Raw genomic sequence first — 8,037 nt, 5'->3', positions numbered from 1 at the left:
AGGTCAGGAAGGTCGGCCTCCTCCTCCGCCTCGATGATCAGGTCTGTCAGCAGCAGAGTGATGCGCGGCACATGCGGCGCAACCGCGTCGGTTGTCGCGCCGGAAGACCCGGTTTCCGGGGTCGTATGCCCATCGGGTTTATCGCCCTGCCGTTTCGGCCCCGCCATCGCGCGCATTGTCCTTTTCTTTGTCTGGCACTACGCCGGGGTTGCCTTTACCTTCTGCGCCGGGCAACTAAAACATGATTGTGCGTTTATCCCAACAGGAGACAGCAAATGCCACAGACAGGCGACATCGCCCCCGATTTCACCCTGCCGCGCGATGGTGGCGGCAGCGTGACACTTTCCGCCCTTCGCCCCGGCCGCGTCGTGCTTTACTTCTATCCCAAGGATGACACCCCGGGCTGCACGGTCGAGGCGAAGGATTTCACCACCATGGCGGCAGATTTCACAAAGGCGGGTGTCACCGTGATCGGCGTGTCAAAAGACAGTGTGGGCGCGCATGACAAATTCGTCGCCAAACACGGGTTGGGCCTGATCCTTGCTTCGGACGCGGATGGTCACACCTGCGAGGATTACGGCGTCTGGGGGGAACGGCAGATGTACGGCAAAACCTTCATGGGAATTGAACGCGCGACCTTCCTGATCGGGCCGAAAGGTGAAATTCAGCAGATCTGGCGCAAGGTCAAAGCCGATGGCCATGCCGAGGCTGTGCTGGCCGCAGTGCGCAACGCATGACGCTAACCCTTGCCGAAATGGCGGTGGAGGTGCTGACCACCGCCGATGGCCGCGCCAAAACCGCGCTTGGCCGCAAACACGCCGCGACATGGCTTGCGGCGCGCTCCGCAGGGACTCCGTTGGAGGTGGGCAAGGCTGCCCCACCGTTGCGCCCTGCCCGTCCGAACGCGCCGGAACTTTTGGACCCGCGTGAAATGCCGCGCCGCCGCCCCGGCTCCCCCACAGGCCGCATCGCCTTGCTGCATGCTGTTGCGCATATCGAGTTGAATGCGGTTGATCTGCACTGGGATATCATCGCGCGTTTCACCGATGTTCCGATGCCCTTGGGGTTCTACGATGACTGGGTGCGCGCGGCCGATGATGAGGCCAAGCATTTCAACCTGATGTGTGATTGTCTCGAAGCCCTGGGCAGCCATTACGGTGCCCTGCCCGCCCATGCCGGCATGTGGCGCGCGGCGGAAGACACCGCTGATGATCTCTTTGGGCGGCTTGCGGTGGTGCCCATGGTGCTCGAAGCGCGTGGCCTCGATGTCACACCCGGAATGATCGAAATTTTTGAAAACGCGGGAGAAGACGCCCCGGTCGCCGCATTGAAAACCATTTATGCCGAAGAGGTCAGCCATGTCGCCTACGGCTCCAAATGGTTCAACTGGTTGTGCGGGCGGGATGGGCTGGACCCAAAGGATGCGTTCCACAGTCTCGTGCGGCGCTATTTCCACGGCTTGTTGAAACCGCCGTTCAATGAGGAGAAGCGCGCCGAAGCGGGTCTGCCGCCTGATTTCTACTGGCCGCTGGCCGAACGTCGGGATGATGCCGGAACGCCCTGATTTGTCGGCGGTTTCCTGCCGGTTTCAAGCCCCGCGTCTATCGAATTTCCATTTTCCGGTCAAAAATCTTGCACACGGCGACGTGGCTTAGTATCCAAACCCATCAGCGCCCGGCGCAGAGGCTTCGGCCCTGACCGCGCCACAGGATCAACAAGACCGGAATCAGGGCCAGTGCTCAAGCGACTATCTTATCGGATCAACGGCGTTGTCGGGCGCTATTTCCCTGAACAACGGCTATTTTTGAAGTCCGATGCAGATACGCGATTCATCCGGCTTGCTCCGATGACGCAGGCGGTTGCGGTGAGCGGGGCCGCGCTGTTTCTGGGATGGACCATTCTCGCGACATCCTTGCTGCTGATGGAATCAATCTCCGCCGGATCGGGACGCGACCAGGCACAGCGCCAGCAATCACTTTATGAGGCGCGGCTGAACGCATTGTCCGCCGACCGCGACCTTCGCGCGGAAGAAGCGGTGCGCGCGCAGGAACGCTTCAACCTTGCACTGAATGAGGTCAGCGCGATGCAGACCCGGCTACTGGCCTCCGAAGACGGGCGGCGCGAAATGGAAACCGGGGTGGAGGTGATTCAGGACACGCTGCGCCGCACCATCAAGGAACGTGACGACGCGCGCAGCAAATCCGAAACCCTGACAGCATCGCTGCAAGCCGAAACCGGCTCCGCCCGGACCGGCGAAGGCCGCGCCCGCGATGCCGCCGCAACCGTTGAGGTGTTGGCGCAGGCACTGACCGGAACCTCACAGCAACGCGATCAGATGGCGCTGACCGCAATGGCCGCCGAAGATGCGACCGACATGATCACCGCACAGAAAAAGGCGCTGGAAGCCAAGAACGATGCAATCTTTGCCAAGCTGGAAGAAGCGGTAACCGTCTCGATGGAACCGCTGGACAAGATGTTCCGTTCCGCCGGTCTGTCGCCACAGGATTTGATCAGTTCGGTTCGCAAGGGGTATTCCGGGCAAGGTGGCCCGTTGACGCCTTTCAGTTTGTCGACCAGTGGCGGCCCAATCGGCAAGGATGAACGCCGCGCCAACAAGATCCTGCAAGGGCTGGACCGGATGAACATGTACCGGATCGCCGCTGAAAAGGCACCCTTTGGCATGCCGTTGAAATCGTCGTTCCGCTTCACATCGGGCTTTGGCAGCCGCAATGACCCGTTTGGCCAAGGCCGCCGCGCCCACAAGGGGCTGGATTTTGCCTCCGGCCAGGGCACGCCGATCTATTCCACCGCTGACGGAGTTGTGACCTACGCCGGCTGGATGAGCGGTTATGGTCGTCATGTCGAAGTGCGTCACGCCTTCGGAATCGTCACGACTTACTCCCATATGTCGAATATCCGTGTCTCGGTCGGTCAAAAAGTGTCGCGTGGCGGCCGGATCGGTGATATGGGCAGTTCAGGCCGGTCTACCGGCACCCATCTCCACTACGAGGTCCATGTCGGGGGCATTGCTGTGAACCCGATGACATTTATCAAGGCAGCGTCAGATGTTTTCTAAAAGCAAGATCAACGAACCCGGTCCCAAGGCCGAGGCAGACAAAACCCGCCCGCCGGAACAACCGCCGACGCGCAGCTCGACGGAGTTTACCTCCTCAGCCCCCAAAACCAAGCCTGCGGCTTCGGTTCTGTCGTCCGACCTGACGATCACCGGCAACCTGCGCACCACGGGTGACATTCAGGTTGAAGGTACGGTCGAAGGCGATATCCGCGCGCACCTGTTGACGGTTGGTGAAACCGCAACGATCCGCGGCGAAATCGTTGCGGATGACATTGTGGTCAATGGCCGCGTCATTGGCCGGGTGCGCGGATTGAAGGTGCGTCTCACCTCCACCGCGCGCGTTGAAGGGGACATCATTCACAAGACCATCGCGATTGAAAGCGGCGCGCATTTCGAAGGCTCGGTGCAGCGTCAAGACGATCCGCTTGCTTCCGGGCGCAGCGGCACCCCGGCACCGCAACCGCCGACCTCTCCGGCACCCGCCAGTGCAGGGGCCAGCAGTACCGCGCATTCCAGCGCATCATCTGTCGGTTCCACGCCGAAACCGTAAGATCGACCGGCTCACACACGGAAAAGGCGTCCTGTTGCGGGACGCCTTGTTCTTTTGGCCGCGTTTGCAGTCAGGCCAGGGCGCGGCGATAGAGGTGCCATGTCGCATGGCCCAGCACTGGCAGGGTGACGAACAGACCCAGAAACCCCATCGCCATGCTGCCAAACAGCAGCACCGCGATCAATCCCCCCCAAAGCAGCATGACACCGGGGTTGGTCAACACCACCGATACCGAAGCGATCATCGCGGTCACGAAATCAACCTCCCGATCCAGCAGCAGCGGCAGGCTGACCACGGTCAGCGAGAACAACACCCCCGCGAACACCGCGCCGATGATGCTGCCAACCAGCAGCATCAGAAGGCCATTCGCGGTCAGGAACACCTCGAATGAACTGGTGATATTGGTCATCGCCTGCAAGCCAAGAAACAGCGCAAAGATCATATGCGCCAGAAAATTCCAGAACAGGAAGAACACCACGACGACGGCTGCGATAGACGGGATCTGGCGGTCCTTCTGCCGCGCGATCACCCCAAGCACCGCGCGCCATGACGGCGGCGCGCCCGCTTCCAGCCTGCGGCTGACCTCATAAAGCCCGCAGGCGATGAACGGGCCAAGGATGGGGAATCCGGCTGCGGCAGGCAACGTCCACCACACCTGTCCGGTCGCCGTCAGTGCATAAACGATCAGCCAGCCGCCCGCGACAAAGACCGAAGCGAAAAACAGCCCATAGATCGGTGCGGCCCTGAAATCCCGCCAGCCCGCCAGCAAGGCCGCGCGGAGGTCACTGCCCCCCAGTATCAGAATGTCGGGCTTGGCGGCAGCAATTGTCTGGGCGGCGTCGGGCATGGGCGCTCCTTCTGGTTCGGCAAGACTTTGCCGCAGAAATCCGATCCCGCAAACATGTATCTGAAAGGTGGAATTGGCCGATTATTCGTCGGAATTTGCCTCGGCCCGGCTTTTGCCGGAAACATCCATCGCCAACGTCGCGGCCATGAAACGATCTAGATCGCCGTCAAGCACACCTTGGGTATCAGAGGTTTCGACCCCGGTGCGAAGGTCTTTGACCATCTGATAGGGCTGCAACACATAGGAGCGGATCTGGTTGCCCCATCCCGCGTCCCCCTTGTTTTCGTGGGCGGCATTGATCGCTGCGTTACGCTTGTCCAACTCCATGTGATAGAGCCGCGATTTTAGCGCGTTCATCGCAACTTCGCGGTTCTGATGCTGCGATTTCATCGAGGACGTGGTGACGATCCCGGTCGGCAGGTGGGTGATCCGCACCGCCGAATCGGTGGTGTTGACGTGCTGACCGCCTGCACCCGACGACCGATAGGTATCAATGCGGATATCCTTGTCCTGAATATCAATCGCGATGTTGTCATCGACGACCGGATAGACCCAGACCGATGAAAATGAGGTATGCCGCCGCGCCGCACTATCATAGGGGCTGATGCGCACCAGCCGATGAACGCCCGATTCCGACTTCAGCCAACCATAGGCGTTGGGGCCGGAAATCTTGTACGCGGCAGATTTGATCCCGGCTTCTTCGCCATCCGACATCGACTGCAATTCGACCTTGTAACCCTTTTTCTCTGCCCAACGCACATACATCCGCGCCAGCATCGAGGCCCAGTCACAGCTTTCGGTGCCGCCTGCGCCTGCATTCACTTCAAGGAATGTGTCGTTGCCATCGGCTTCACCGTTCAGCAGCGCCTCCAATTCCTTGTTGCGCGCGAGATCGTGCAAGCCGCGCAAGGCGTCTTCCGCCTCCACCACAATCTCGGCATCGTCTTCCGCTTCGCCCATTTCGATCAGTTCGACATTATCGCGCAAGCCGCTGTCGATCAGCTTGTAGGTCGAAAGCTGGTCCATCACCGCCTGACGTTCCCGCATCAGCTTTTGCGCCTTGGCCGGGTCGTTCCACAGATCGGGGTTCTCGATCATGGCGTTGAATTCTTCCAACCGATGCGGCGCGGTTTCCAAATCCATGCGCTGCGCCAGAAGGTTCAGCGATTTGCGGATAGCGTCCACATTGGATTGGGTCTCGGCGCGCATGGGTATTTCCTTGAGGGTCGTTCACTTTTTCGCGGTGATAACGGGTTGGCAAGTTGCGGGCAAGGGGACAGGCAGGCACGAACGGCCCGACCCAAGGCAGCCGCGTCAAATCATCGTCAGTAAAGGCCGCCCGAACTCAATGTGCCGAAATTGGCCTTTTTCGGAATGGCTTTCGTCTTGCCGCTGGCGGTGGTGACAGAGGTGGTCGCGCCGAATCCGTCATCGCTTTCGCCGTAAGCAAAGAGCGGCAGGTTCGACCCCATGCCAAAGCCGCCATCCACCATCAACCCGATGGAGCCGAGCGGGTCTTCGCCTTCGCGGAAATATTCGGCAACGACGTTGGGACCGGAGGCGCCGTCAGCCAGTACGGCACCGGTGAAGCGGTCGATATTCTTGAAGTAACCGCCCGGTGGCACTTTGAACTTGGTGCCGCCGTATTTCTTGATCGCCTTCTTCATGAAACGCTCAAACACCGGGCCGCAGACCGTGCCGCCATAAGCGTGGCCCATGGAGCGTGGATTATCATAACCGATATAGCAGCCCGCCACGATGTTGGAGGAAAAGCCGATGAACCACACGTCCTTTGCATCATTCGTCGTCCCGGTCTTGCCGGCAATCGGCACCGGCAGGTTGATGCCTTTGGCGGTGCCGCGCTGCACCACACCTTCCATCATAGAGGTCAACTGATAGGCGGTGATCGCATCCATCACCCGTTCGCGGTTGGAGGTGATCTTGGGAATCTCCTTCGGGTCAAGGCTCGCCATCTGGCATTCATCGCATTTGCGCTGATCGTGGCGGTAAATCGTCTTGCCGTACCGGTCCTGCACCCGGTCAACCAGCGTCGGATCAACACGTTCGCCACCGTTGGCAAACATCGCATAGGCAGCAACCATTTTGAACAGGGTGGTTTCCTGCGAGCCGAGTGCATTGGCAAGAAATTGGCCCATGCGGTCATAAACCCCAAAGCGTTCGGCATAGCCTGCAACCACATCCATGCCGATTTCCTCGGCAACGCGCACCGTCATCAGGTTGCGCGATTGCTCAATCCCGGTGCGCAATGTCGTCGGGCCGTAGAATTTGTTGGAGGAGTTGCGCGGTCGCCAGATGCCTTGTGGCGTGTTCACCTCAATCGGTGCGTCGATCACGATGGTTGCCGGGGTGAAACCACTGTCCAGAGCGGCCGCATAGACAAACGGCTTGAAGCTGGAGCCGGGCTGACGCTGCGCTTGTGTGGCGCGGTTGAATACCGAATGTTGATAGGAAAACCCACCCTGCATCGCCAGAACCCGGCCGGAATTCACGTCCATCGCCATGAAACCGCCTTCGATTTCCGGCACTTGCCGCAAGCTCCACCGCACGAAACTGCCGTCGCTGTCATTGGTCACGGCGCGCACCTGCACAACATCGCCGACCGAGACCAGATCGCCCGCCACTTTGGCCTTACGCCCCAAACGGCCATCGCCCTGTCGCTTGCGCGCCCAGGTCACGTCTTCGGGTGGGATGAAATGGCCGTCTGCGTCCTCCGCCACGCCTTCAATGCCGATCCGGGCCGATTTCTCACCGACTTCAAGCACCACCGCAGGTTTCCAGCCGTCGATGTCACGGGCAACGTCAACCGCCGCGAGTGCCTCCCGCCAGCTCGCCTCGGAGGTCAATTGCGCGGGGTCAATCACCTTATGGGTGCCATTCCAGATGCCGATGGAACGGTCGAACCCTTCGAGCCCGGCCTGCAAGGCTTTTGCGGCTTCGGTCTGCAAACTCGGGTCAACCGTGGCGCGGATGGTCAAGCCACCTTCAAAAAACTCTTTTTCCCCGAAAGTGCCGGAAAGCTGGCGACGGATTTCGTCGGTGAAATAGTCGCGCGGCGGCAAGCTGTCGCGGAAGGCGGGGTAATCCCCGTTCTGCACGGTTTTCAGCGGCAGGTCTTTTTCGGACCGATACACGGCTTCGGTGATATAGCCGTTCTGCCACATCTCGCGCAGCACATAATTACGCCGTTCCACCGCGCGGGCATAATCCTTGACCGGGTTCAGGCCGCGCCCCGGTGACTTCGGCAATGCGGCCAGATAGGCGGCTTCCCCCGGTGTCAAGTCTGACAGTATCTTGTTGAAATAAGTCTGTGCTGCGGCGGCAACACCAAAGCTGCGCTGGCCCAGATCAATCTCATTGAGGTAAAGTTCAAGGATTTTTTCCTTGCTCAACGTCTCCTCAATGCGGGTGGCAAGGATGATTTCTTTGATCTTGCGTTCCACCTTACGTTCGCCACCCAGAAGAAAGTTCTTCATCACCTGCTGCGTGATGGTGGACGCCCCGCGCACGTTCTTGCCGCGAGAGCGGATCGCCTCAATCCCCGCT

The 8,037-nt window shown here is 60.0% G+C and carries 7 protein-coding genes; 4 read left to right on the top strand and 3 right to left on the bottom strand.

Features of this window, described 5'->3' with window-relative positions:
- The first annotated feature begins 275 nt into the window (after nucleotides 1-275).
- The 4 genes from bcp to L0H65_RS10085 all read left to right on the top strand — a co-directional run bounded on the left by bcp (nucleotide 276) and on the right by L0H65_RS10085 (nucleotide 3,626).
- Complete coding sequence (gene bcp / locus L0H65_RS10100; protein WP_301458750.1) at nucleotides 276-737, top strand: thioredoxin-dependent thiol peroxidase; 462 nt, start codon at nucleotides 276-278, stop codon at nucleotides 735-737.
- Nucleotides 734-1,564: a ferritin-like domain-containing protein gene (locus tag L0H65_RS10095; protein ID WP_301458749.1), complete on the top strand. Its 831-nt coding sequence runs from the start codon at nucleotides 734-736 to the stop codon at nucleotides 1,562-1,564. The genes bcp and L0H65_RS10095 overlap by 4 nt, the downstream gene beginning before the upstream one ends.
- A gap of 171 nt (nucleotides 1,565-1,735) precedes the next feature.
- The gene (locus tag L0H65_RS10090; RefSeq protein ID WP_301458748.1) at nucleotides 1,736-3,076 is read left to right on the top strand and encodes a M23 family metallopeptidase; all 1,341 of its coding nucleotides are present in this window, start codon (nucleotides 1,736-1,738) and stop codon (nucleotides 3,074-3,076) included.
- The gene (locus tag L0H65_RS10085; protein ID WP_301458747.1) at nucleotides 3,066-3,626 is read left to right on the top strand and encodes a polymer-forming cytoskeletal protein; all 561 of its coding nucleotides are present in this window, start codon (nucleotides 3,066-3,068) and stop codon (nucleotides 3,624-3,626) included. The genes L0H65_RS10090 and L0H65_RS10085 overlap by 11 nt, the downstream gene beginning before the upstream one ends.
- Nucleotides 3,627-3,696: 70 nt before the next feature.
- Here L0H65_RS10085 and L0H65_RS10080 read toward each other — a convergent pair whose 3' ends face one another.
- The 3 genes from L0H65_RS10080 to L0H65_RS10070 all read right to left on the bottom strand — a co-directional run.
- Complete coding sequence (locus L0H65_RS10080; RefSeq protein WP_301458746.1) at nucleotides 3,697-4,473, bottom strand: DUF2189 domain-containing protein; 777 nt, start codon at nucleotides 4,471-4,473, stop codon at nucleotides 3,697-3,699.
- An 81-nt stretch (nucleotides 4,474-4,554) separates the two neighbouring features.
- Nucleotides 4,555-5,682 (bottom strand): peptide chain release factor 2, encoded by a 1,128-nt coding sequence (gene prfB, locus L0H65_RS10075; protein ID WP_301458745.1) that lies wholly within the window; start codon nucleotides 5,680-5,682, stop codon nucleotides 4,555-4,557.
- A 116-nt stretch (nucleotides 5,683-5,798) separates the two neighbouring features.
- Nucleotides 5,799-8,037 (bottom strand): penicillin-binding protein 1A (locus L0H65_RS10070; RefSeq protein ID WP_301458744.1); only part of this gene is annotated, 2,239 nt, incomplete at its 5' end.

It is taken from the genome of Pseudorhodobacter sp. (genome assembly GCF_030452865.1).
Taxonomy (GTDB): domain Bacteria; phylum Pseudomonadota; class Alphaproteobacteria; order Rhodobacterales; family Rhodobacteraceae; genus Pseudorhodobacter.
Note: the sequence above shows the minus strand (reverse complement) of the source record. Positions and strands in the feature narration are given on the sequence as shown.

What these genes read in the sequence shown, in the direction of transcription:
- prfB (WP_301458745.1), bottom strand. Translation starts at nt 5,682, where the DNA reads ATGCGCGCCGAGACCCAATCCAATGTGGACGCTATCCGCAAATCGCTG.
- bcp (WP_301458750.1), top strand. Translation starts at nt 276, where the DNA reads ATGCCACAGACAGGCGACATCGCCCCCGATTTCACCCTGCCGCGCGAT.
- L0H65_RS10095 (WP_301458749.1), top strand. Translation starts at nt 734, where the DNA reads ATGACGCTAACCCTTGCCGAAATGGCGGTGGAGGTGCTGACCACCGCC.
- L0H65_RS10085 (WP_301458747.1), top strand. Translation starts at nt 3,066, where the DNA reads ATGTTTTCTAAAAGCAAGATCAACGAACCCGGTCCCAAGGCCGAGGCA.
- L0H65_RS10080 (WP_301458746.1), bottom strand. Translation starts at nt 4,473, where the DNA reads ATGCCCGACGCCGCCCAGACAATTGCTGCCGCCAAGCCCGACATTCTG.